This window comes from Candidatus Methanogranum gryphiswaldense (genome assembly GCA_019262145.1).
In the GTDB taxonomy this organism is placed as follows: Archaea; Thermoplasmatota; Thermoplasmata; order Methanomassiliicoccales; family Methanomethylophilaceae; genus Methanogranum; species Methanogranum gryphiswaldense.
The window spans coordinates 409081-433745 of sequence record CP076745.1; the positions used below are offsets into that span (position 1 = coordinate 409081).

At 43.8% G+C, this 24665-nt stretch carries 26 protein-coding genes, 1 tRNA gene and 1 other RNA gene; 19 read left to right on the top strand and 9 right to left on the bottom strand.

The genetic code is table 11. The features are described 5' to 3' along the window. The first annotated feature begins 178 nt into the window (after positions 1-178). Complete coding sequence (locus KRP56_02235) at positions 179-517, top strand: hypothetical protein (GenBank protein UAL08086.1); 339 nt, start codon at positions 179-181, stop codon at positions 515-517. Positions 518-528: 11 nt separating this feature from the next. On the opposite strand, the gene KRP56_02240 is transcribed toward KRP56_02235, so the two are convergent. The 6 genes from KRP56_02240 to rnpB all read right to left on the bottom strand — a co-directional run bounded on the left by KRP56_02240 (position 529) and on the right by rnpB (position 4501). Beyond that, positions 529-1209: an HAD family hydrolase gene (locus KRP56_02240; protein UAL08087.1), complete on the bottom strand. Its 681-nt coding sequence runs from the start codon at positions 1207-1209 to the stop codon at positions 529-531. Positions 1210-1227: 18 nt separating this feature from the next. Then, a complete protein-coding gene (locus tag KRP56_02245; protein UAL08088.1) occupies positions 1228-1392 on the bottom strand; it encodes a FeoB-associated Cys-rich membrane protein in 165 nt (54 codons plus the stop codon). Beyond that, on the bottom strand, positions 1386-3509 hold the full coding sequence (feoB, locus tag KRP56_02250) for a ferrous iron transport protein B (protein ID UAL08089.1): 2124 nt from the start codon (positions 3507-3509) through the stop codon (positions 1386-1388). The genes KRP56_02245 and feoB overlap by 7 nt, the downstream gene beginning before the upstream one ends. Positions 3510-3573: 64 nt before the next feature. Beyond that, entirely contained in the window at positions 3574-3795 is a 222-nt protein-coding gene (locus KRP56_02255; protein ID UAL08090.1) for a ferrous iron transport protein A, read from the bottom strand. 5 nt (positions 3796-3800) lie between these two features. Then, positions 3801-4115 (bottom strand): ferrous iron transport protein A, encoded by a 315-nt coding sequence (locus tag KRP56_02260; protein UAL08091.1) that lies wholly within the window; start codon positions 4113-4115, stop codon positions 3801-3803. Positions 4116-4206: 91 nt separating this feature from the next. Continuing rightward, positions 4207-4501, bottom strand: an RNA gene (gene rnpB / locus KRP56_02265) — RNase P RNA component. 274 nt (positions 4502-4775) lie between these two features. On the opposite strand from rnpB, the gene KRP56_02270 reads away from it, so the two are divergent. The 3 genes from KRP56_02270 (at position 4776) to KRP56_02280 (ending at position 6539) form a co-directional block, all read left to right on the top strand. Continuing rightward, positions 4776-5333 (top strand): TetR/AcrR family transcriptional regulator, encoded by a 558-nt coding sequence (locus KRP56_02270; GenBank protein ID UAL08092.1) that lies wholly within the window; start codon positions 4776-4778, stop codon positions 5331-5333. Between the two features lie 86 nt (positions 5334-5419). Next, positions 5420-5503 (top strand) — tRNA-Leu (locus KRP56_02275). 187 nt (positions 5504-5690) lie between these two features. Beyond that, entirely contained in the window at positions 5691-6539 is an 849-nt protein-coding gene (locus tag KRP56_02280) for a DUF1638 domain-containing protein (protein ID UAL08093.1), read from the top strand. Between the two features lie 6 nt (positions 6540-6545). Here the strand turns inward: KRP56_02280 and KRP56_02285 are convergent, their stop codons facing one another. Continuing rightward, on the bottom strand, positions 6546-7466 hold the full coding sequence (locus tag KRP56_02285) for a hypothetical protein (protein UAL08094.1): 921 nt from the start codon (positions 7464-7466) through the stop codon (positions 6546-6548). Beyond that, positions 7444-8079 (bottom strand): hypothetical protein, encoded by a 636-nt coding sequence (locus KRP56_02290; protein UAL08095.1) that lies wholly within the window; start codon positions 8077-8079, stop codon positions 7444-7446. The genes KRP56_02285 and KRP56_02290 overlap by 23 nt, the downstream gene beginning before the upstream one ends. Positions 8080-8345: 266 nt before the next feature. On the opposite strand from KRP56_02290, the gene nifH reads away from it, so the two are divergent. The 12 genes from nifH to KRP56_02350 all read left to right on the top strand — a co-directional run bounded on the left by nifH (position 8346) and on the right by KRP56_02350 (position 20283). Beyond that, complete coding sequence (gene nifH / locus KRP56_02295; GenBank protein ID UAL08096.1) at positions 8346-9167, top strand: nitrogenase iron protein; 822 nt, start codon at positions 8346-8348, stop codon at positions 9165-9167. Positions 9168-9180: 13 nt separating this feature from the next. Beyond that, entirely contained in the window at positions 9181-9504 is a 324-nt protein-coding gene (locus KRP56_02300; GenBank protein UAL08097.1) for a P-II family nitrogen regulator, read from the top strand. Positions 9505-9518: 14 nt separating this feature from the next. After that, positions 9519-9890: a P-II family nitrogen regulator gene (locus KRP56_02305; GenBank protein UAL08098.1), complete on the top strand. Its 372-nt coding sequence runs from the start codon at positions 9519-9521 to the stop codon at positions 9888-9890. Then, positions 9887-11497 carry a nitrogenase component I subunit alpha gene (locus KRP56_02310; GenBank protein ID UAL08099.1) on the top strand — a complete coding sequence of 537 codons (1611 nt, stop codon included), beginning with the start codon at positions 9887-9889 and terminating at the stop codon, positions 11495-11497. Before KRP56_02305 ends, KRP56_02310 begins: the two co-directional genes overlap by 4 nt. Then, positions 11497-12864, top strand: a complete 1368-nt coding sequence (locus KRP56_02315) for a nitrogenase molybdenum-iron protein subunit beta (GenBank protein ID UAL08100.1) — start codon at positions 11497-11499, stop codon at positions 12862-12864. The genes KRP56_02310 and KRP56_02315 overlap by 1 nt, the downstream gene beginning before the upstream one ends. Positions 12865-12923: 59 nt before the next feature. Further along, positions 12924-14273 (top strand): nitrogenase iron-molybdenum cofactor biosynthesis protein NifE, encoded by a 1350-nt coding sequence (nifE, locus tag KRP56_02320; protein UAL08101.1) that lies wholly within the window; start codon positions 12924-12926, stop codon positions 14271-14273. After that, positions 14270-16117: a nitrogenase gene (locus KRP56_02325; protein ID UAL08102.1), complete on the top strand. Its 1848-nt coding sequence runs from the start codon at positions 14270-14272 to the stop codon at positions 16115-16117. Before nifE ends, KRP56_02325 begins: the two co-directional genes overlap by 4 nt. Beyond that, positions 16114-16422, top strand: coding sequence for a (2Fe-2S) ferredoxin domain-containing protein (locus KRP56_02330; protein ID UAL08103.1), 309 nt, complete (start codon positions 16114-16116; stop codon positions 16420-16422). Before KRP56_02325 ends, KRP56_02330 begins: the two co-directional genes overlap by 4 nt. A gap of 8 nt (positions 16423-16430) precedes the next feature. Further along, a complete protein-coding gene (locus KRP56_02335) occupies positions 16431-17372 on the top strand; it encodes a helix-turn-helix transcriptional regulator (protein ID UAL08104.1) in 942 nt (313 codons plus the stop codon). 229 nt (positions 17373-17601) lie between these two features. Continuing rightward, the gene (gene modA, locus KRP56_02340) at positions 17602-18492 is read left to right on the top strand and encodes a molybdate ABC transporter substrate-binding protein (GenBank protein ID UAL08105.1); all 891 of its coding nucleotides are present in this window, start codon (positions 17602-17604) and stop codon (positions 18490-18492) included. Positions 18493-18543: 51 nt separating this feature from the next. After that, complete coding sequence (modB, locus tag KRP56_02345; protein ID UAL08106.1) at positions 18544-19227, top strand: molybdate ABC transporter permease subunit; 684 nt, start codon at positions 18544-18546, stop codon at positions 19225-19227. Then, positions 19228-20283, top strand: coding sequence for an ATP-binding cassette domain-containing protein (locus KRP56_02350; protein UAL08107.1), 1056 nt, complete (start codon positions 19228-19230; stop codon positions 20281-20283). An 82-nt stretch (positions 20284-20365) separates the two neighbouring features. On the opposite strand, the gene KRP56_02355 is transcribed toward KRP56_02350, so the two are convergent. Beyond that, entirely contained in the window at positions 20366-21505 is a 1140-nt protein-coding gene (locus KRP56_02355) for a Fic family protein (protein UAL08108.1), read from the bottom strand. Between the two features lie 140 nt (positions 21506-21645). On the opposite strand from KRP56_02355, the gene KRP56_02360 reads away from it, so the two are divergent. From KRP56_02360 to KRP56_02370, 3 genes are all read left to right on the top strand, one after another. Then, on the top strand, positions 21646-22974 hold the full coding sequence (locus tag KRP56_02360) for an MFS transporter (protein ID UAL08109.1): 1329 nt from the start codon (positions 21646-21648) through the stop codon (positions 22972-22974). 13 nt (positions 22975-22987) lie between these two features. Then, on the top strand, positions 22988-23956 hold the full coding sequence (locus tag KRP56_02365) for a DUF1743 domain-containing protein (protein UAL08110.1): 969 nt from the start codon (positions 22988-22990) through the stop codon (positions 23954-23956). Positions 23957-24099: 143 nt separating this feature from the next. Next, positions 24100-24663 carry a TetR/AcrR family transcriptional regulator gene (locus tag KRP56_02370; GenBank protein ID UAL08111.1) on the top strand — a complete coding sequence of 188 codons (564 nt, stop codon included), beginning with the start codon at positions 24100-24102 and terminating at the stop codon, positions 24661-24663. Positions 24664-24665: the final 2 nt, after the last annotated feature.

The window sequence follows — 24665 nt, forward strand, 5'->3', positions numbered from 1 at the left end:
TGAAATCTCCATAAAGTAATAGCTTAGTTACTTATTTTTTGGTTGATTAGTATATAAAGAAACGCATTTTAACGGCTATTAAACAATTTATTGGTTGGATATAACTATGAAATAATAGATTTGAATGAAAATTTGTAGAAATTAATATATAAACATATTTACTATATACATCGATAATATGAGTTCTACTGTCATAGCAAAAATGAACACTTGTAATAAAGTCAATAAAGTGACGGCTAAGATGCAGGAGGATGGGACGATTCAGATCGAGATAGTTTCAGATTGCCCCAATGTCAAGGCCTATGCAGAAAAATTAAAAACAATAACGATGGAAGATGCAACAAATTATAATGGAAGTAAAGTCGTGGATCCGGATATAAGGGCGACATTATCGGTGCCATGTCTTACGCCGATTGCGGTCTTTGATGCGGCATGGATGGAATTAGGAATGCTATCCAAATCTCGTGCTAAAAATGTTAAAACCAATGACATATCGTTCGAGAATTGTAACGAATGAAGGGCGAGTCATCAGATCATATATAGGAGGTTCTTGACACTATCCAGCAATTGTACATCATCGTTAATCGCTTTCCAATTGTTGATATCATAGTTACCAGAAAGTACACCATAGAATCCAGCTCCCGAATCTCTCGCGGTCATCCAATCGAATACATGGTCTCCGAGATAAAGGATCTCATCCGGTCTGACGCCTATTGCATTTGCCACATGTTGCATTGCAATGGGCGATGGTTTGGATTCATTATCTGGATAATCGTCTCTTGCAACGATGACATCGAAATCGTTCAAGATATCGAAGAGATTGAGGACACATTCTGCGTATCTGCGTCCTCCGCGTGTAAGAATACCAGTTTTGTATCCTTTTTTCTTTAGAAGGTCTAAAACCTCAAGTGAACCTTCGAAGGGTTGGGCCAGATGTGCATTTTCTAATTCTACGTCTGTCGCTCTTTTTGATATCCTTTTACCTATGGAATTTATCTCTTCGGTCATTCCGTTGGCTTTCATCCATTCCATTCCGCTGCTAAGTTCGGATCTGGATCCATTGGACCTGTCTATGACATTCTCTGGAACTCCGATGGATCTCATCTCATCGAATACCACATTGGAAAGTTTGGTATAGTTAACCTTCGTGTTCATGAAGGTGCCATCCATATCGAAAACGACAGCTTTGTACTTGGGGTCCAGTGCCATGAACCCCAAGTATGTTGCTTACTTATTTTTATTCTTCTTTTCAGGACGGCATTCCTTGTTCGTACAACATTTCTTGCATCCCTCACATCCTCCGCATCTGAAGCTCTTGTATGAATAATACACGGCGATCATCAAGATCACAGCTATTACCAGAGCTATCAGTATTGTGGCACCATTCAGCATTTTATCGCCTCCTTGGATTTGTTATTAAAATATTTGAATGGGTCCTTTGCAATGAGTAGATAGATCATTAGGATGGTTATGATGATCGTAGGTATCAGCCATAAACTGAATGTCCCGTATACGATGATCGAACCGAACTGGAATATCATCATTGCGATCACATATGCTAAAGCGCACTGGTATGTGACAGCTAACAGTGTCATTTTCCATGTTCCCAGTTCTCTCCTCATTGCACCGATCGCTGCAAAGCAAGGTGCACATATCATGTTGAAAGCAAGGAATGACAATCCGCCCACGGTTCCTAGCATGGCTGCGATAACAGTCCATATCTCTTCTCCTGCTTCTGAGATTTCATTGAATCCGAAGAGAACACCGAATGTTCCAACGACATTCTCCTTTGCGAGCAGTCCAGTTATGGTAGCCACCGAGAACTGCCAATCACCCCCCCATCCTAATGGAGTGAATATCCAGCATATGGCTTGTCCTATCGATGCAAGCATCGAGTCGTTGATGTCATCAACCATTGTGAGGTTCCAGCTGAAAGCAGAGAGGAACCACACTATCGCACATGCGAGCAGTATGAATGTTCCAGCTTTCTTTACAAAGGCCCATCCCCTGTCAAGGGTCGTTTTCACAACGTTCATGAATTTGGGTGTGTGGTAAGGGGGCAATTCCATAATGAACACGGATGGAGCTCCTGCGAACGTTCTCAATTTCTTAAGTATTATTCCGGAGATCAATACACAGCCTATTCCTAAGAAGTAACAGAATAGTGCCACTAGAGCAGAACCTCCAAACAATGCTCCGGCGATCAGAGCGATTATTGGGAGTTTTGCTGAGCATGGCATAAAGGTAGTTGTTACGACTGTTAGTTTTCTGTCGGTCTCATTCTCTATGGTCCTCGATGCCATGATACCCGGAATTCCGCATCCAGTCCCTACAAGTAACGGTATGAAGGATTTTCCGGAAAGATTGAATTTCCTGAATATGCGGTCCATGACAAAACATATTCTTGCCATGTATCCGCAATCTTCAAGGATGGTCAGCAGTATGAACAATACCAATACCTGAGGTAGGAAACCTAGAACAGCACCTACACCAGCAAGTATACCATCTACGATGAGGCCGATCAGTACAGGATCAACATTCATACTCTCAAGCCATGACTGTACTCCTGGGAGAACCCATTCTCCGAAAAAAACATCATTGACCCAGCCAGAGAAATATGCACCGACGGTGGTCATTGCTATATAGTAAGTGATGAACATTATGCCTGCGAATATGGGAAGTCCCAGCCACTTGTTCGTTACGATCTTGTCTATCTTATCCGAGATCGTCTCTTTGTTATCCTTTGTTTCTTTTCTGACACCAGATACAATGGTCCCTATGGCATTGTATCTTTCTTCTGCGATGATACCATCGCCGGTGTCATCTTTGGATTTTTCCAAGGTTTCGATCAACGGAGTGATCTCGTCTAATATATCCTCATATTCAGATTGTGCCAGTTCATCTCTTTCCAAAAGTTTTATCGCATACCATCTTGAGGTGGCATGATTGCGGTTGTCAATTAGTTCGCTGACCTTGAAGATGCAGTTCTCTGTTTCATCGGAAAATCTAAGGTATCCTGGAACATGGCCTACTTCGGCAATTGCAGTATCAGATACATCATCCAATCCATCGTTTTTGAGAGCGCAAGTAGGAACAACCTTGCAACCGAGTCTCTTTGATAATTCTTTAATATCAATCAATATGCCACGATTCTCGGCAATATCCATCATATTAAGTGCTATCACGACGGGTATTCCCATTTCCATCACTTGTGTGGTAAGGTACAGGTTCCTTTCGAGATTGGATGCATCAACGATGTTAATTATAACGTCCGGAGACTCATGAACAAGATAATTTCTTGTTATTATCTCTTCCGGCGAATAAGGAGATAAGGAATATACCCCTGGAAGGTCGACAATATCAACATCTTTTTTTCCTCTGAGCTTTCCTACTTTCTTTTCGATGGTAACTCCTGGCCAGTTTCCGACACGTTGAGAGCTTCCAGTCAATTTGTTGAAAATTGTAGTTTTACCGCAATTCGGGTTTCCGACAAGTGCGACAGTGGTCATTTGATGCCACCTCTGATCCATAGCTTACGCTGTCCTATCATTTTTTCACCTTTAAATTAGAGATTCATTCGATCTCGACGATCTCTGCTTCTTTGTTCCTAAGGCTTAATTCATAATCTCTGACCTTGACCTCGATAGGATCTCCAAGAGGTGCTCTTTTTACTGCAATTACCTTTGCACCTTTGGTTATGCCCATGTCCAAGACACGTTTTCTTATCGGTCCAGTGCCGTGTACTTTGATAACAACGGTTTCGTCCCCGGGTTTCATATCCTTTATTGTTTTCATTTTCCTCACATCGGTACGAAATAGAGTCTGGATGCTACGGAGGCATCCATTGCTATACGAGAACCTTTTATGTCCACGATCAGGTCTTTTGATACTTTCTTTATGACAGATACTTTTGATCCTGCAGTGAATCCAAGGTTCGACATATACTTCCTGGTTTCCTGGTTTCCAGTGATCCTGATTATTGTTCCAGTATCACCTTCGGATGCCATGGTAAGAGGTATTCCTCCCATGGTAGGCATGGTCGTATCTACGTTGGCATCCGAGCCCTTATGGCATCCGCAGCATGAACTGCATGAAGCGCATTTGCTACATTCCATAGTTTTAGGTATGCCTAATTAATATTTAAATTTAGTCAAGACTAAAAATTGATGTATCAATTATTTGGAGGTCCTAAATATAAAAAGTGCCTAGTGTGGGTAGTACCCCCCTTTCTGTTTCAGGCAGCATTCGACTATGCGCTCTACCCGCCGGTCTCGGGCCGATCATTCCGGCTGTATGAGTTTGCTCCGATGAGGTGTCGCCGTTTCACCAGATCTCCGGGAATGTCACCGACGCACGGATCATCCTATTTACCGGAACTGTGTCGTTTCTGGGCCCTTGCCAAGACTCTCGCCCTATTGGATTTCCCAATTCATCTTGCCCTATGGAGAGGGGAAGTTCCTCAGCTGGACAAAGTCCTACCGTCGGCTGCCCTCCCACTCTAGACATTCGGAACCAAGGGTTCGCAGTATTAATTACTGTCGTGTGAACATTATCAGATTTGGTTATTCATAACGATAAAAGTCATTAAATAACAAATGTATTTTTTGAACGTTCATATTTGAGAAATGATCGATTTCATTGAATGTTTAAAGTTGTTTTTGATATGTACCAATATGAATATTTTTTTAAAAAAAGATTATTCCAATTAATTAAATGGATAGGGTATTATTGACGCATCAATTCAATTTTTATACTTACAAGTTAATCAATTAATCATGTCTTCAGAAAGGAAGGACAGAATCCTAGAGGCCACCATATTCCTCTTGGAGAATTGTCAGGACGTCAAGGAGGTAACCACAAGGGCGATAGCAGGAAACGCAAGCGTTAATCCAGCATTGGTCAACTATTATTATGGTTCTAAAGACGAACTGATGGTTTGTGCCATGAAGAGCATAATGGCTAGTTTTCTGTCCGATGATAGCATACAATACGGCACTGGCAATCCCAAAAAGGTTTTGGAGGAGGCACTTACGTCTTTTGCTAGGAAGATCGTGTTGTTCAGGAAGCACTTGAAGACCGCTGTTCCGAAGATCCTTTTGGATGATGAGATAGTGCTTTCCAGGATGGTATATCCTTTGATCAAGGAATATTACGGTGACAGGCTGTCGGAACAGGACTCAAAGCTATTGGCATATCAGATCGTTAGCTTCATATTGCTGGTTTTCTACCGTTCTGATGCTGTAAAGAAATACTGCGGTGTCGATTTCATGGATGAATATCAGTGCAGTGTCCTTGTAAAGAAAGAGGTAAATCTTGTTCTCCAGACAGTTTGATAGATTATCCTTTCAACAAAACATTTTCTTATCTTACTTCTCTAATGGCAAAGCTTATTAAGTCCATACTTATCGGGGATTTAGCTGCAAGGGTAGTCAAGCATGGCCAAAGACGCTAGGTTGAGGGCCTAGTCCTTAGTGGTCCCTGGGTTCAAATCCCAGCCCTTGCACTATTCCGCTTATCTTATGGTTTTGATTGTTACATCCTACTGTTGTAGTTTTGTCATGCTTAAAATCTCATGTCCAAAGTAAATTGATGTTTTTATCGATATATCCTATCGATTCATTCTCCAATCAAGATACATATCAATTGAATAGTAACTATCTTTTATATAGCGATATGACATCTTGTTTCCAATGACTTCTGGTACGCTTGGAATAATTGCCTGTCCCATGCTCGAGAACGAACTTGTCCATTCGTTGAAGAAAGATGATGAGACAAAGAATATCTATGTCATCGAGACAGAGTACTGTGGCAGTCTTAAAGGAAAACTAAGCGTCAGTGGAATTCCATTTGAGCTTCTATCTGAGAAGGAATTCTTTAGCGGAAGATGTGATATCTCCAGCTCGTTGTTCAACATTGTGATCAAGATGAATAATCTTGGATTGCATGCAGAACCAAAGGATCTGAAGACATTTGTAGAAAAACAGATAGAAGAATTCCAGCCACACATTGACGTTCTAGGCGTCTATTACGGACTGTGTGGAAATTATGGCTGGGACGTTACATCTTGGTGTGAAAGCAAAGGATACAAACCTACTGTTGTTTTCCGTGATGAAGGTGGACACGTATGCGATGATTGTGTTGGCGTATGTGTGGGTGGCGGGCCAAGATATCTGGATCTTGAAAAAACGTATACCGGTATGCTGTATGTAACACCCGCCATTGCTTCTAATTGGAGGGATTTTCTTGCGGCGGGGGACATCATGAAAGGGATAGATTCCATGAACAGGATCGAATCACTCAGAGAGCTTGGAATAAGGACTCCAGATGATTACATGAGGTGGATGTTTGAGGTCTGTGGCTATAAGAACATGGTACAGATAGACAACGGTCTATGTGATAGGGATGAGTTCGATAAACACATCGATGAGATGTCCAAAAATCTGAATCTGAGTATAATACAGGTGGAATCTGGATGGGCTACCCTCCAGCCTGCAGAGGATCTGTATACGGCCTGCAAATCAAATCTGGAACATACGTGAGATTTCTCATTGATTCGGTATTATTGGGTGTCCGTGTACTATAGTCGGGTTACGGTAGTCCTCAATGGAGAACAGATCCGAGTCTTTGTTGTAAGGCCCCATGCTGTCGAACATGATCCCGTCTTTGGTGAATCCTATATCCATGGGGACGACAGTCCATTCATCATCGGAGGTCATACTATGTTCCAGTCTTGGTGACATATTCACCACTGAAGCATCCGAGAATATCCTGACCTTGTTTGCTATTGTCTTTATCGATGAGATCATACCGTCTTCAAAGAAGGTTATCGACCCCGTATCTGCATTTATTCCCAACGCAGTAGGATCGAATGCGACAATATTCCCAATTGGCGTTGTGATCTTAATAGGATCCGCTGGTTCTATGGACCTTATCTTACCGTTCTCATACAACGAGAATCCGTTCCTAATGCGTATACGTCCGCATGGAGAATCCACATAGATCTTTTCTCCAGGCCATAACGTAACAGATCTGATATTTCCAGATCTATAGAAGCAGATATTTATGATCCTTGATCTGAACTTGGAGAACGGAAGATCGAGATTTAAGACCGGGCAGATCTCCTTTTCGTCTTGTTCGGACCAGTAACCGCTTATCTTTCCATTAACTGGGAATACTCTCTTGATCTCCCCTGTATCGTAAAATGTCACTAGTTCTGCCGGCATTGGGCCCAGAGGGGTGATTATCTCTGTCGTATCTTCCAATGAGACGGAACGCAGGTGGCCGTCCTTTGAAATGGAGATTGAGCCGTTGTATTTCTTACGCACATCACCTTCGCTGTGTTGCGGTATCAATGTTCCGCATTTGCACTTTATTATATTCTTTGAATTCAGAGTGTATATGGTGCTGTCACCATATTCTGACATGGCCGTTATGCCTTTTAGGTCATCTTTTTGAATTATTGGCAATACATCCTCTCCTTATTGTTGCTTTGATCTTTTCGTCATTCTTTGATATCGAAATGTCCATGTTATTCTGTTCTACCAGTTCTTCGATCCAAGGAGGAACATGTTCGCAGACCAGTACGAATGAAACGAATGGCGTTTTATCTAAGAAATCACGTAGAAGCATTTTCGAGGACAGGTCCGGGCGTTCAGATTGTGCGGCGACCAGATCGAATATGTAATTCCCATCGCAATTGGGAGATACAGGTGTCATCGTAGTTCTTTCGCTTTCACATGTTTCGACATTGATCAGACCTTCTAGATACTCAAGGTCGTCAATGTTAAATTCCCGGACCTCCAGTATCTTAAGTCCTGCTTTATCGAACATACGGTATGGGAGACCATTGATCGATGTGCTAATCACTGCTGTGCAGTCCGATATGTCATCACATATCTTTTTCATAGAATTCCTGATATTTTCAAGGTTTCCAGATATATCTAGGGTATAATCAATTCTTGAATATTCGGTCCAATCAGGACCCGATCCTTCGAATTTAATTATTATTTTTCCTTCTGTGGCCGAAGTGATCTTTTCATCTGTATCGGCGATCAATGCCATTCTTTTTTTTTCAGTCATTTTGCATTCCTTTTGCAGTTAGATAAAGCGATGACGAGGGGTGATGAAACAACACGGGGAATATTGTTTTCCACATGTCTCTATACGTTTCGTCATTTATATAATTTTTTCATATATCATTAGACAATTGTATAATAAATAGTGTATTAATTGTATAAACATACAGTAAATAGCCAATTTTTATATACAAATACGCAATTGATAACGATGTAACGGCTTGATAGAAGGTAATTGACGATCAGGCCGACACAATACGGGGAATATCAATGAGACAAGTAGCAATTTACGGAAAGGGTGGCATAGGAAAGTCCACTACAACTCAAAATTTGAACGCAGGTCTGGCAGAAGGGCTTGGCATGCAGAATATGATCATTGGTTGTGATCCAAAGGCAGATTCGACAAGGCTCATCTTAGGCGGTCTTGCACAGAAGACCGTGTTAGATACCCTTCGTGATGAAGGAGAGGATATCGAGCTCGATGCTGTTTTGAAGCCCGGTTACAAGAACATAAGATGTGTGGAATCGGGAGGTCCAGAACCAGGGGTCGGATGTGCGGGAAGAGGTATAATCACATCCATCAATCTGCTGGAGAAGCTTGGAGCATACACAGACGATCTTGATTACGTGTTCTACGATGTTCTCGGAGATGTTGTTTGTGGTGGATTTGCGATGCCGATCCGTGAAGGTAAGGCCAGGGAGATATACATCGTTTGTTCCGGTGAGATGATGGCATTGTACGCTGCTAACAACATAGCCAAGGGTGTTTCCAAGTATGCAAAGAGCGGAGGCGTACGCCTTGGAGGGCTGATATGCAACTCACGTAAGGTGGAAGGAGAGGCAGAACTCGTATCGGCTGTCGCCAAGGAACTCGGAACACACATGATACACTTTGTTCCAAGAAGCGCAGATGTCACCAAGGCTGAGATCAATAAGAAGACCGTCATCGAGTACAGTCCGGGCGTTCAGCAGGCAGAAGAGTATAGAGAGCTCGCAAGGAAGATCGACTCAAACAAGGATTTCGTCATACCTACGCCGATGCCACAGGAGAGACTGGAAGAGATCCTAATGGAGTTCGGATTCATGAACTGAGGAGGTCTTTGAAATGTATATGATAAAAGCAATTGTTAGACCTGAAAAGTCTGGAAAAGTGATGTCTGACCTTATGGACGCAGGATTTCCTGCAGTCACAAAAATAGATGTCTTTGGTCGCGGTAAACAGAGAGGCATGGTCATCGGTGATGTCAGATATGACGAGATACCGAAGGAGATGCTTCTGATAGCTGTTAAAGACGAAGATAAGGAAGAAGTGATCAGGAACATACTCCACAGTGCTCGTACCGGAGATAATGGACATTTCGGAGATGGTCGTATCTTTGTACAGCCGATAATCGAATCGTACACCATAAGCACGGCCTCCAAGGATTGAACGGACGTGACATCATGAAAGAGATCTTGGCCTTCATAAGGCCCGATAAGATGAGGATAACGATAGATTCACTGGCTGATGCAGGGTTTCCTGGGTTGACCTGTAGGACATGCATGGGAAGAGGAAAACAGATGTTCCCATCCCATATCGACGGTGTGCCTTCAGAGGTGTTCAGTGCCCCCGCGGACGAGATACTGTTGCAACATTCCCGTTTGATAGCAAAGAGATGCCTGTCTCTCGTGGTCAATGATTCTGACCTCCAAAAGGCTGTCAGTGTCATAATGGAAAAGAATAGGACCGGAAAACCCGGTGATGGAAAGATATTCGTTCTGCCTGTCGTGGAATCCTATAGGGTTCGTACGGGCGAATCGCTGTCGGGGGAATGAATATGGTCATACCAAGAGAGGAGATATTGGCAAAATACGATCCCCGTGTGTTCAAGAACAGAAAGGAGCACATAATCACCGTTGACAGTAACGATCCTAACAGTCAGATAACCGCCAATTCAAGGGCGGTACCAGGTATAATGACGCATAGAGGATGTTGTTATGCAGGTTGCAAAGGAGTCGTATTGGGCCCGTTGAAGGATGTACTCGTGATAACCCACGGCCCGATAGGATGTGGGTTCTATTCATGGGGTACCAGACGTAACAAGGCATATGATCCTAACGGGGTATGGTTCCAATATTGTTTCTCTACCGATGTGCAGGAACCTGATATCGTGTTCGGAGGGGACAAGAAATTAAGGAAGGCCATAGACGAAGCATTGGCCACATTCAAGGTCAGACCTAAGGCGATCATGATATGCTCCACGTGTCCGATCGGACTTATTGGGGACGATATACATGCTGTAGCTGCAAAGGCCGAGGCTGATTACGGGATCCCGTGCATGGCGTTCAGCTGTGAGGGTTACAAGGGTGTTTCGCAGTCAGGAGGCCACCATATCGCCAACAATACCATCATGAGACGTGTAATAGGGTCCAACATCGAAGCTCCCCAGGCGTCTAGATATTCTGTCAATCTGTTGGGAGAATACAACATCGGCGGTGACGGATGGGAAGTTGAGCGCATATTGGAGCGTTGCGGAATAGAGGTCGTATCGATATTCACCGGTGACGGTAGTTTCGAAAAGATACAGAAGGCCCATACTGCAACGTTGAACCTCGTTCAGTGTCACAGGTCGATCAATTACATTGCAGAGATGATGAAGACGAAATATGGAATAGACTGGTTGAAGGTCAATTTCATAGGCATAAAGTCGACCATCAAGTCATTGCATGATATTGCAGATTATTTCGATGACCCCGTGTTAACGAAACGTATCGAAGATGTCATAGAAGACGAGATGGAAGATATCGCTGACGACATTGTGTATCTGCGTTCTATGCTCGAGGGTAAGACCGCAGTGATATATGTCGGAGGATCAAGAAGTCATCATTATCAGCTTTTGATGCGGGACTTCGGTATAAAGTGCGTAGCCGCTGGTTATGAGTTCGCACATCGTGATGATTACGAGGGTCGTGACGTCATACCTACCATCAAGGGCGATGCTGACAATAAGAACATCGAATCAATCACCGTTAAACCCGATCCAGATCTGTATAAAACATTCCTCACCGAGGCACGTTACAAGGAACTGAAGGAAAAGATGGAACTCGATGATTATGCAGGCATGATCCCCGATATGGATAATGGAAGCATCGTTATCGATGATATGAACGAGTTCGAATCAGAGGAGATCATGAGGATATTCAAGCCGGATATGTTCTTCTCTGGGATCAAGGACAAGTATATGTTCGAGAAGTCTGGGGTCTATTCAAGACAGCTCCATTCCTACGATTATAGCGGTCCGTATTCTGGATTTGCCGGCGCCTGTAAGTTCGGACACGATCTTGTGATGGGGCTTACGATCCCGGCATGGAAATTGATAGTTCCAAAGTGGAAGAAGGAATCCGTTCTGGAAGCTTCTTTCGAGAAAAAGGGAGTGCTCTGATGTTAGATCTTACGCCAAATGAATGTGTTGAGAGGGAAGCACTAAGAATCAATCCCTGCAAGACGTGTCAGCCAGTGGGAGCCGTGTATGCGGCATTGGGTGTTCACAGATGTATGCCTTACAGTCACGGGTCGCAGGGATGCATTTCCTATCACAGGACCGTATTGTCAAGGCATTTCAAGGAGCCAGCTCCTGCTGTATCAAGCTCGTTCACAGAAGGAGCATCGGTATTCGGCGGTGGAAGCAATCTTAAAACGGGTGTCAAGAACGTGTTCGAGATCTATAAGCCGGACATAATAGCGATACACACCACGTGCCTCAGTGAAACGATCGGAGACGATATCCGTTCGATAATACAGGATATAGAGGTTCCTGATGGCAAATATCTCGTCCATGCCAACACCCCTAGTTACGTGGGGTCTCATGTTTACGGGTATTACAATATGATGTGCGGTTTCATCAACTATCTGTCGGAATCCACAGGTGTGCCGAACGGGAAGGTCGCAATATTCCCCGGTTGGATGAATCCAGGGGATCTGGTTGAGATCAAGAGGCTTGCAGATATCTGCGGCCTCAAATACATAATGTTCCCAGACCAGAGCGGCGTCATGGATGCTCCTCTGCTAGGTACTTATGAGATGTACCCTGAAGGAGGGACCCGTATCTCTGAGATCAAGGACCTAGGAAATTGCAGATGTGTACTTGCATTGGGTGAAATGATCTCGGCTGAACCTTGTTTCGCATTAGAACGCAAGTGCAAGGTACCTCACAAGATGATCCCGTATCCGATCGGTGTTGAGAATACCGATGAATTTGTGATGCAGACCGTGAAACTTTCAGGAATAGGCAATGTGCCCGTTTGTTTGGAGAATGAACGCGGGCAGTTGATCGATATGATGATCGATTCTCATCAGCATTATTCGCAGAAGAAGGTCGCCATCTACGGGGACCCTGATACTGTATTGGGTGTGATGAGTTTCGTATTGGAACTCGGAATGACGCCAAAGTATGTTATCACGGGTACTTTTGGGGAAAGATTCGATCATGAGGCCGCGAGGATCCTGGAGGTATATGGAGTCAAGGATTGCAAAGTAAAGAGCAATGCAGATCTGTTCGAGCTCCATCAATGGATCAAGAACGAATCTGTGGATCTGTTGATCGGTACTACATATGGAAAGCAGATCGCAAAGGCAGAGAACATACCTCTCGTACGCGTCGGCTTCCCTGTGTTGGACCGTTATGTGCATTCATACATGCCGATCGTTGGATACAGAGGGTGCATCCGTCTTCTCGAGATGATCACCAATGTATTCCTGGATGAGCGCGATCGTGAGTGCGAGGACAAGGATCTAGAGATCGTATTGTGATCTATCCTTGTTTTAAACATCTTATCTAAACTTATTAAGAAACATTAGGATGGAACATAATGAACACAGAACCGGGCACGATATTGGATGAACGTAAGGCGTTCATACGTTATGGTCAGGAGAGCGGCATAAAATGTGAGGCAGACAGTGTTTCCGGTGCCGTCAGTCAGCGCGCTTGTGTGTACTGCGGTGCGCGTGTAGTTCTGAACCCCATAACAGATGCATTCCACATAGTCCATGGCCCAATAGGTTGTGCGAGCTACACATGGGATATAAGAGGAAGTCTGACCAGTGGCAGCGATGAGTATCGTAACAGTTATTCAACGGATATGACTGAGAAGGACGTGATCTTCGGAGGGGAAAAGAAACTCTCGGCAGCCATTGATGAGGTTGTTGAGAAACACAGTCCTTCGTTGATATTCGTCTATGCAACATGTATCGTGGGGGTCATAGGTGACGACATAGGTTCTGTCTGCAGAGCAGCGGAGGCGAGGCATCCAAACGTCCGCATAATACCTGTCCAATCACCAGGGTTCTCCGGTACCAAGTCACACGGCTACAAATTGGCATGCGAGGCGCTGATGGACCTGATAAGGCCGCATTATGATCAGGCAAAGGTCAAAGGTATCAATTTCCTTGGAGATTACAATCTTGCCGGGGAAGCATGGATCGTCAGAGGATATCTGGAGTCCATTGGCATACCTATAATCACGACATTCACAGGTGATTCCTGTCATAAGAATTTGATAAGGGCCCCCAGTGCTCAGATGAACATAGTTCAGTGTGCGGGGTCAATGACATATCTTGCAAAATGCATGGAGAACGAATTCGGAATACCATATATGAAGATCAGTTTCTTTGGTGTCGAGGACACCTCTGCATCTTTGCTGCGTATAAGTCAGGCGGTCGGTACAGAGGAGAACATCTGTGCGGCAAAGGAACTTATAGCGAGGGAAGAGGCGAGAGTCAATCCGATATTGAAGGAATACAAAAAGCGGCTTCAGGGTAAAAAAGCCGCAGTGTATGTCGGTGGCGGATTCAAGGCGATATCCCTGATAAGGCAGTTCAATGCCCTTGGTATGAAGACCGCCATGGTAGGTACTCAAACTGGAACACAGGAAGACTATGAGATAATCAGACAGATAGCTGACAGCGATACGGTCATCCTGGATGATGCCAATCCTGCGGAACTCGAGACCTTCATGAAGGAAAAGGACGTGGATATTCTGGTTGGTGGGGTCAAGGAGCGTCCTTTGGCCTATAAGTTAGGTGTTGCGTTCTGCGATCACAATCATGAGAGGAGACACGCCTTGGCCGGTTATGAAGGGGTATTGAATTTTGTCAAGGAGATCGATGCATCGATAAACAGTCCGATCTGGAATTATGTAGGGGGCTGTGACAGATCATGACAAAGAACCTTGTCAGTCTTAACGTCAATCCTTGCAAGATGTGCATGCCAATGGGGAGCGCCACAGCAATGTACGGAATACGCGGGTGCATGACCATATTGCACGGATCACAGGGATGCAGCACATACATAAGGCGTCATATGGCCACACATTACAATGAACCTGTGGATATCGCGTCGTCATCGCTCACCGAACAAGGTACGGTGATGGGTGGTGAAGTGAATCTCAAAAAGGGATTGGATAATATGATCCGTCTCTACGATCCAGAGGTAATAGGTGTCGCCACTACCTGTTTGGCGGAGACGATAGGCGAGGACGTACCAAGGATATTGGACGACTACAAGAAGGAGCATCCTGAGAACAAGGTCGAGTTGATACCGATATCATCGGCAGGATATTCCGGTACGCAGTTCGAGGGGTATTTCAAGGCCCTTCGTGCAGTAGTTGAGAACACTCAAAAGGATTCAACATCTAACGGACGCATAAATGTGGTCGTAGGGCCAATGTCTCCTGCGGATGTCCGTTCTTTAAAGAGGTCATTGGATCGTTCCGGTCTTGAATACATATTGTTGCCAGACATCTCGGATAATCTGGATGGGGGTCATGGGTCCAATTATTCCAGACTTCCAAAGAAAGGCACTTCGATCGAGGATATTGGAAAGATGTGCGGTGCAAGGATCACATTGGAGATATCTTCCTTTGTGCCAGATCAATTGTCCCCGGCAGTCTTTTTAAAAGAAAAGTATGGGGTGCCGTTCATTCGTCTAAATGTTCCAGTAGGCCTTCGTGATAATGATCTATTCATATCAGCGATCGAGTCAGTTGGAGGCAAGATAGACCATTTGGTCCACGATGAGCGTTCCAGGTATCTTGATGCAATGGTGGATTCGCATAAGCATAATGCCAGGGGGCGCGCGGCCATATTCGGGGAACCTGACTTCGTATATTCGGTGGTCAGGATGATGAAAGAGAATGGCATCTCCACCAAGGTCATTGCAACTGGATCGTCTTCGCAGATCTTCAAGGAGTCTTTGAAGGAAGAACTTGGTCTGGAATCGTCCGAATGCGAGATTATGGATGATACGGATTTCGATTCCATAGAGCGTAAGATCCTGGAAAAAGGTGTCAATTTGATGGTCGGAAGTTCGGAAGCAAGACGTATTGAGGAAAGGGACGGCATACCGCTGATCCGTTCTACTTTCCCAATACATGACCATACCGGAGGTCAAAGAGTAAGGATCACCGGGTATGAAGGAGGTCTGGCACTAATGGACAATATCACCAATAGCCTCATAGACGGGGTGGAAACGACCTTCAGGGAGGACCTTAAGGAAAGATATTACACATGGGGGCAGAGTTCGCAGATCAATAAAGATCCAGCATACAATAATATTGTATCTGTTCAAGATCCGTGTGGACCAAATTATGCAGAGCTCAACGCCGTTAGGCAGGATGCTGAAGAGACATTCTTGATAGCAGTATCTTCAAAGAGTGGAGTTTTAGTGGACCAGCATTTTGGACGTACAGACGATCTTTACATCTACGAATGTGGCAGACCGAATGAGGTAAGATTCAGAGAACACAGGAGCGTATCCAAATTCGGTGACGGTTCTGTATGCTGTGGAGGCCCTGGTACGCGTAAGGATGATGATGGGCAGAATAAGATCGACAAGATCGTAAAGGTCATCGGTGACTGTAAGGTTGTGATATCGATGCGCATAGGTGATGCCCCTCAAAAGAAACTCAAGGATCTGGGTATATTGAGTTTGATGATGACAGGAAGAATAGAGGAAGCTGTTGATAAAGCAGCAAAGGAAATTAATTCATACGGAGTGATAGAATGATACAGCCAAAATATCATGTTTTTGTCTGCACAAGTTGCAGACCGAACGGAGTGCAGAAAGGACTTTGTGCGACAAAGGGGTCTCCAGGTTTGATCCAGAGTTTTATTGAAGAGATAGAGGACCGCGGGTTGGAATCGGATGTGCTTGTCACCAATGCAGGATGTTTCGGCATATGTGACAAGGGTCCAGTGGTCGTGGTCTATCCTGAAGGCGTCTGGTACGGGAATGTCACAGAGGACGATGTCAGCAAGATCGTGGAGAGCCATTTTGAGAATGGCACGCCACTCAAAGAATTGATTATCTGAGTGAGATCATGGTCAACAGGAATTCCATGAACGCTCAGGATGTAGCTGATGTCCTGAACATAGCCAAGAACACAGTGTACGAACTTGTAAAGCGCGGAGAGCTCAATTCCTACATGGTCGGTAGGAAGATGCGTTTTACAGCCGATGATGTTGAAGAATATATCAGAAAGTCGAAAAGGATACAAGATGTAGAGAAGGACACAGAGGACCTACAGATCGAATACGATGAGTCCGTATACTCTAGTCCTGGTTTCATAATATCCGGTCAGGATATAATGTTGGATGTACTCTCATCATGTATCGACCAACAAGGCGGTGGATTGTGCCTGAGGTCGTATATAGGAAGTTATGACAGTCTTGTGAATCTGTACAAAGGAAGAGTAAATGTAGCATCGTCTCACCTTTGGGACGGGGACACTGGGGAGTATAACGTACCATATGTCAAAAGACTATTGCCTGGTACTCCGGCAATAATAATACATCTTACATGTAGGACCCAGGGGTTCTATGTTAAGAAGGGGAATCCTTTGGATGTCAGGGGATGGGATGATCTCATCAGAGATGATATTACTATCATTAACAGGGAGAAAGGCGCAGGGTCGAGAGTTCTTCTTGATGAGCATCTTCGTCTGATGGGTGTTGCTACCAAAGGCATCAACGGATATGGTCGCGAGTCTCGTTCCCACTTGACAGTAGCAACGACCGTTGCCAGAGGCGGAGCAGATCTGGCTGTCGGGGATATGAAGATGATAAGACAGGTATCTGGAATAGATTTCATTCCTCTTCAGAAAGAGAGGTATGAATTGGTCATCAAAGAAGAGGATATGGGCACTAAGCAGGTCGACATTTTATTACAGACAATAAGGTCCAAGGAGTTCAGACAGGAATTCTCGAATGTTGATGGTTATGATACCAAGGATATGGGCAAGATAGTAAACGGTATAAATTGAAACTTTTTTCTTTTTTATAATCTTTCATCACTTTTTATAATCTTTCATTTTTCATATTAGATAAATATCTAATTAAATACAATATATTTGTACACTTGATTAATTGTATATGATAACACTATATATATGTCTATTAAATATAATTTTATGGCTGAATGTAACGTGACAAGAAGTTCTTTCGAACGTGTCCAATCATTACATTCAACAAAAATGCACGGAGTGAATTTGAATGGAAAAAAAGAAGATCATGGCTTTTGTCGCAGTAGCGGTGATTGTCGTTGCCGCGATAGGTATCGGGGCCTATGCGTTGAGCAAGGACAACGATAAGGACAGTGTTGAGGTCAAGTTATTGGTAGCTGCCAGTATGACGGACACCATGAATGAATTGATGGATACATATGTTTCCGAGACTGGTGAAAGTGTCAGTTTCACAGCTTCATACGGATCATCTGGAACATTGGTCACTCAATTGGATAGTATGCCGAATGACGGGGATATCTTGTTAACTGCCAGTTTAAGTACAATGAAAACCGCGGACACCAATGGGGACATAACTGAGTATGTTTACTATCTGACAAATGATCTTGTGATCATATGTTTGGCGGAGAACGCTGACGAGTTCGAAGCTGCATTCGCAGAGGAAGGATTCGCGGCATTTGCTGACAGTGAAATATTCTCATCCGATGATACAGTTGCATTCGGCGGTGCGGGAGTGCCAGCCGGTACATATACACGTACGGGTCTGTCCAATACTTATGTGGATGGCACTGCATTGTTCAGTGGGGACGTCAAGACAACTGAAGGATATTCTGATCTTATAGTACCTCAGATCAACAACTGTTCTGATGTAAGGGCGGTACTGTCCGCTGTTGAAACAGGTTCTGCTGTGGTCGGTGTGGTATATGCCACAGATGCATCAATTTCTGAAGAAGAGGTTACGGTCCTTTATACTGCGACCACTGCTGAGATAGGACAGGTAATCTATTGTCTGGGACTTGTCAACAATACGAACAGCAGTGCAGAATTGGAAGCAGCTGAAAAGTTCTATGTTTGGTTACAGGATAGCGATACAGCGAAAGAGATCCTTTTGGAGTACGGCTGGACCATCTATAGTAGTTGATCAAAAACAGGGCGCACGATTGTGCGCCCTTAAATTTAATATGGTGAACTCATGGACTGGTTAATTACGAATTGGTCGCCTTTCTGGATATCTTTGAAGGTCGCTGGTCTGGCCACAATATTCGCAGTCGTGACCGGCATATTGGCGGCCTGGTTAGTGAACAGGGTAAACAGAGGTAAGGCCATACTTGATGCAATATTCATATTGCCTTTGATACTTCCGCCGACAGTCCTAGGGTTCCTTATTTTGGAAACAGTATCCATACACAGTCCGATAGGAGTTTTCTTTCTCGATATAGGTATAAAGTTTACAATGGATTGGAAAGGTGCGGTGTTGGCATCCACGATCGTTGCTTTTCCGCTGATGTATCGTTCTGTAAGAGGGTCTTTGGAGGCCTTCGATGATAACATACTCAATGCAGGAAGGACATTGGGCATGTCGGAAAGATCGATGTTCATATCGGTCATACTGCCTAATATTGTTCCTGGAATCGTTGCCGGTTCGATATTGGCATTCGCGAGAGCGTTGGGTGAGTTCGGTGCCACAATCATGGTGGCAGGAAATATAATCAACAAGACCCAGACAATGTCTATTGCCGTATGGTCCGCCTATTCTGGAGGGAATATGGAATTGGCATATAATTGGGTCATAGTGTTGATAGCGATATCTTTCATTGTGATAGTATTGATGAATTGGATAACTTACAGACAAAAAAAGCTCATTCGGGGGAAATAAATGTCGTTATATGTCAGGATAAAGAAGAAACTGGGCAATTTTGATATGGACCTGGAATTCACTACAGATAACGAGACAGTTGCATTATTGGGAGAGTCAGGGAGTGGCAAGAGCATGACCTTGAAATGCATAGCTGGAATAGAGAAGCCGGATGAGGGCATGATAATATTGAACGATCGTGTCCTTTTTGATTCTGAGAAGAATATAGATCTACCTCCGAGGAAGCGCAAGGTAGGGATACTTTTTCAGAATTATGCGCTTTTTCCGAATATGACCGTAGAGCAGAACATAGGTGTAGCGATGAAGGGGAGGTCCGATGAAGAAAAGAAGAAGAAGGTCGCTGAAATGGTCGAAACGTTCTGTCTTCAGGGTCTTGAAAAGAAGCGCCCGCTTCAATTATCAGGCGGTCAGCAGCAGAGGGTGGCTACAGCAAGGATGTTGGCATCGGAGCCGGACATAATAATGTTGGATGAACCGTTCTCTGCATTGGACAGTCATCTCAGATGGAAACTGGAGATGCAATTGACGGAAGATCTTTCCAGATTCGAAGGGACAGTGATATTGGTCTCTCACAACAGGGATGAGGCCTATAGGATGTCCAATAAGATAATCGTCATAAAGGACGGAATATGCATGGCACCCATGGACAAGGAACAATTGTTCGACGATCCCCATACCGTTGATGCAGCCGTGGTCTCCGGATGTAAGAATATATTGCCTGCTGTGAAGATCGATGATCATCATGTTAAGGTCACTCAATGGGATCTTCAATTTGAGACGGAAGCTCATGTTCCAGATGATCTGGATTCTGTAGGCATTCGTTCACATTATATAACGGAAAATGCGGATGGAAATAAGATCAGCTGTATCGTCCGTAAGGTGATAGAGAGTCCATTCGAATATTCAGTGATATTGTCTGTGAATTCTATGTTCGGATCTGATAACGATAAACAAAATTCATTGTATTGGCAGATAGACAAGTCTCATCCGGCACCGGCAGTGGGCGATAATGTTTTACTCTATGTTCCTGACAATAAGATACTACTGTTGGTTTGATTTAATGCGAATATTCTAATTTTGTGCGTGAACATATCTGAACACAAAGCTATTTTTTCGGTCAGTGTTTAGATTTGATGTCTTAATATTGCATCGATTCCCAATCAAGTTCCGTCTTTAAGTCTCTGAATGGATCCTTGAATCTGAATCTCTGTGATCTGGTCATTCCTCTTTTTTCCAATATATCCATTTCCACCAGTTCGTTGAGTTTGTTACGTACTGATTGTTCGCTCAGGTCCGAGACCCATTGTGTCGCCTCAGTCACAGAGAATTCGTCGATCGTTTTTGCCTTTTTTACAATGAATATCATGTTGGCATCCATCTTCACCCTCAGGTCCTTCTCAGAGAATGCGATGATAGTTTCTTCGTACGATCTGAGTAAAGCTTCTGAGATGTACATTATCAAGGGGCAGTAATCCAATGTTGCCTCTGTGTAGATGAGCAGGGAATAGTATGTTCCTGTGTCTTTCAAAAGTTCTTTTTCCACCATACAGAGTTTGCTGTTCTTAAGGCCCAATTCCTGAAGCAAAATTTGGAAAAGTGTGCGGCTGGTCCTTCCATTACCGCTTCTGAACGGATGTATGCTCTCGAATTCATGGAAGAATATTATTGAGGTTATCAGTTCGTCGAAAGGAGAATATTTGAGCCAGTTTAGAAGGCCATCAAGTTCCTCCTCGATCCTTTTGGGAGGACACGCGATAAAATATTCGAATCCATCCTTATTGATGAAAGAAGATTCTTCTGTTCTGAATCCTTTCAGGTCTTTTGCCTGTCCGACGTTGTCGAAGAGCATTTCATGTAACATCTTTATAAGAGATAGGCTCCACGGGAGATTGAACTCGTTTTTAATGAAATATGAGTACATATGGTTGAATATCTCGTGTTTCTCTCCGTTCTTGCTTTCATCTTCGGTCATTCCGCGTGAGAACAGCATCGAAAGGCGATTGAGTTCTTGTATCGGCAGGTCGTTGCCATCTATCTTCACAGACCAATGGACCTTGTTGGAGTATGTGCTAATGACCAGATTGCGGTAGTCTGTGTCGCTCAAGATCATCTCGCTTAGGATGTTCTCATCCTTCCTTATCTGGTTTATAACCTGTCTGTATTTCTTATTAAGACGAAAAGATGGATTGAAGGGTGTCTTGTCCTTATGTTTTACAGGATAGTCAGTTACTCTGTACTTCGAATATTCTATTATTTTATTATTATAATCAATTATCATTATATATGTAAATCTTAAGTATAATATTTAAAATAACGGAATAATAGAATATAATTGTAATAATATTTTATAACAAAGTAAGAAACTTTTACAAAAGACTAAAATACCGTTAGCGGTGGTATTCTACGGATTGACATCTCATGATGATCTCAGAAGAATCCAAGAAAGCAGTTTACAGATACCGTTGGGTCATGTTCGGTATTTTACTTGCGGCATACTTCTTCGTGTATTTTCACAGGATGTCGATAAATGCCGTCGGTACCGATATGATCAACGATGTCGGAGGCGGTTCTAAAGAATATCTAAGTTCGATATACTTCTGGACATATGCTGCCATGCAGATCCCCAGTGGAATAATGGCCGATAGATTGGGTCCCAGGAAGGCCACCACTATATTCCTTGCCGTCGCCACCGTCGGGTCGTTCATAACTTGTTTGGCAACAGATTTCACGATGCTCGTCATCGGTAAGATATTCATAGCTGCTGGATTGGCAGTGATCTACATTCCGTTGATGAAAATAATTTCTGTTTGGTATGGTAAGAAGGATTTCCCCCAGTTGAATGGTATCGTCATTGCTGTTGGGAACGTCGGGGCATTGGCCGCTGCAGCACCTTTGATGTATCTCGCAGATGCAGTGGGGTGGAGAGAGGTCTTCTTGGTCTTGGGATTAGTGACTGTTGTTCTCTGCATACTCTGTCTGGTATTCATAAGGGACCATCCGCACGATAAGGGACTGCCAAGTCTTGAAGATATAGAAGAGGATGAGACAGGCGTACGCTCCGAAGACAGGACAGATGCTAAATTGCCGGTGGTCGCAGGTCTTCTGACCGTCGCTAAATGCGGTAGGATATTCTGGACCTTGGGAATAGCATATTTCCTCATATACGGTACCATAATGGTATTCCAAGGGACCACTTCAATAGCGTATTTCAAGAGTGATGTCTATGCGTTTGCTCTTGCAGCATGGTTCATAACCATGTTGGGAGTGGGCAAGATAATCAGTACGATAATCATTGGCCGTTTGACCAGTCGCAAGATAATAAAATCGAAGAAGAATGTGATGATCTTCGGTACGCTGATGTATGCTTTGATATGGGCGGTCATATGGTTGTTCGCGGGAGAATTCAACAGTGAGCCATTCTGGTTCACGATATGTACGCTGTTTGGTTTCTTCTCGGGATTCATGACATTGTCGTTCACACAGGTGAAGGAGTGGTTCCCAGTATCGATCTCAGGTACGGCGATATCGTTCATGAATGTCCTGTTGTTCTTAGGTGCTGCAGTGTTGACGGCAGTGGCAGGTATTGTACTGCATAAGGTGTACGTACTTTCCAACTATTCCACGCTCTGGGGTATCATGTTCGCAGCGTCGGTCGTTGCATTGTTATTGGTAATACTCTCCAGAGAGAAGAAGGATACCGACCACATGGTCACTCCTGTGGTAATGAAAAAAAAGAGTGATGTTTGAAGGAAGCGATGATATGCAAATATTGAAACCTGATGAAGTGGAAAAGAAATATGGAAAACTATTCTGTAAGAATTTCTTTACCTTGGTGGATGAGGAAAATGGAATAGGGCAGATAATAGAGGTCTGCAAGGCTCGCGGCCCTGGACAGTGGGATGTCGTGAACAGGAGACGTTCCGGCGGAGTAATAGAGAACATCCGTCAGGACGGGATGACGCTTGTCATGGATGTTAAGTTGGGCCGTAAGGAATTGAATTTCGGCCCAGCATCTTCAGATATCGGAGGTCAGGGCGTATCCGCAATGATCGTCGAAGGAGATACCGTGAGGACCACATGGTCTGGTATCGCAGGGGCCTCCATCGGTGTGGGTGCATGCATTCCGCAGTGTCCTGATGTGATTCATGCCGAGTATCCAGATGATTTCCATATCGGAGGGGCTCATGCGGTCAGTTTGGATATCATCACACCAAAGATGGTCAGGGTCATAATAGGTATTGACGATACTGACACAAAGGAAAAGGGAGCATCTTGGGTAGTTTCTATGAAAATGGGAGAATTGTGTCCGATAGGAAAATTCATTGAGCACAGGATAATACAATTGAATCCCAAAGTTCCGAACAAGACCACCAATTGTTGTTCTACGGCGGTCTCATTCGCTGTTAAGGAAGATAACATTCCAGCGCTTGTCGATTATTGCAAAGAGTTCGTCAAAAAGGAATCCTTCTCGGACGATGCCGTCATGACAGTATTCGTCGGTCTAAAGGTGCCAGAAGGTCTTGAGAGATTCGGGAAGGATGCAAAGATCAGGATCCTATCGACCGAGGATGCTGAGAAGGCTGCAAAGCAATACAATGTCCAGATAATCGAGGTCACGGGTAAAAGAGGCGTCATCGGTGCTGTAGCTGCCATCGGCTGTTTCGATATGGGAGAGGTTGCCGCCGGATTGCCGGAGGATTTTGACAAAGGTCATGTAAAGAAGGACTGAATTGCTTTTTATTTCGGATGCTGATGCAATACCAGCATCCGACAATATACTTTTGATTTGATATTTTTACGATCGATCTTTGGTTTTGCAACTAATTTTTTAGTTTGGAAAAGTATATATTATCAAACATGTTTGAAACATGTATGACTAAAAAAGATACGAAAGAATTGCTAATAGAGACAGCAATGGAACTTTTGCGTGATGCAGATGATATTGACCAGGTCACAGTGAGAGACATTGTCGGTAAAGCTGACGTAAACATCTCAATGGTGAATTATCATTTTGGTTCTAAGGAGGAATTGATAAAAACAGCGCTTATCAGATTGATAGAAGAAAAAGCACAGGACATGGTCATAACGTGCAGTAATATGTCCGACCCCAGAAAGGCACTCTTTGATTATCTTAATGATATGTCAGAGTCTATTTTGAAGACCGAGAAATACACAAGAGCCATAATGCCCTCAGTACTGCTGAAGGATCCGATAGCGGTGCCTGATTATATCGTACCGTTCATATCCGAATGTTTTCAGGGTCGCAGGTCCTTACAGGAATGCAGGTTGATAGCTTACGAGTTGATAACTTTCTTTCAGGTAATATTCTATCGTATGAAGGATTTCAAAGCGTACACTGGCTTCGATATAACAGATAAGGACATCAGATCAAAATTGATCGCTGATCAATTGGATATTTTCATAGGTAGGGTTTGATC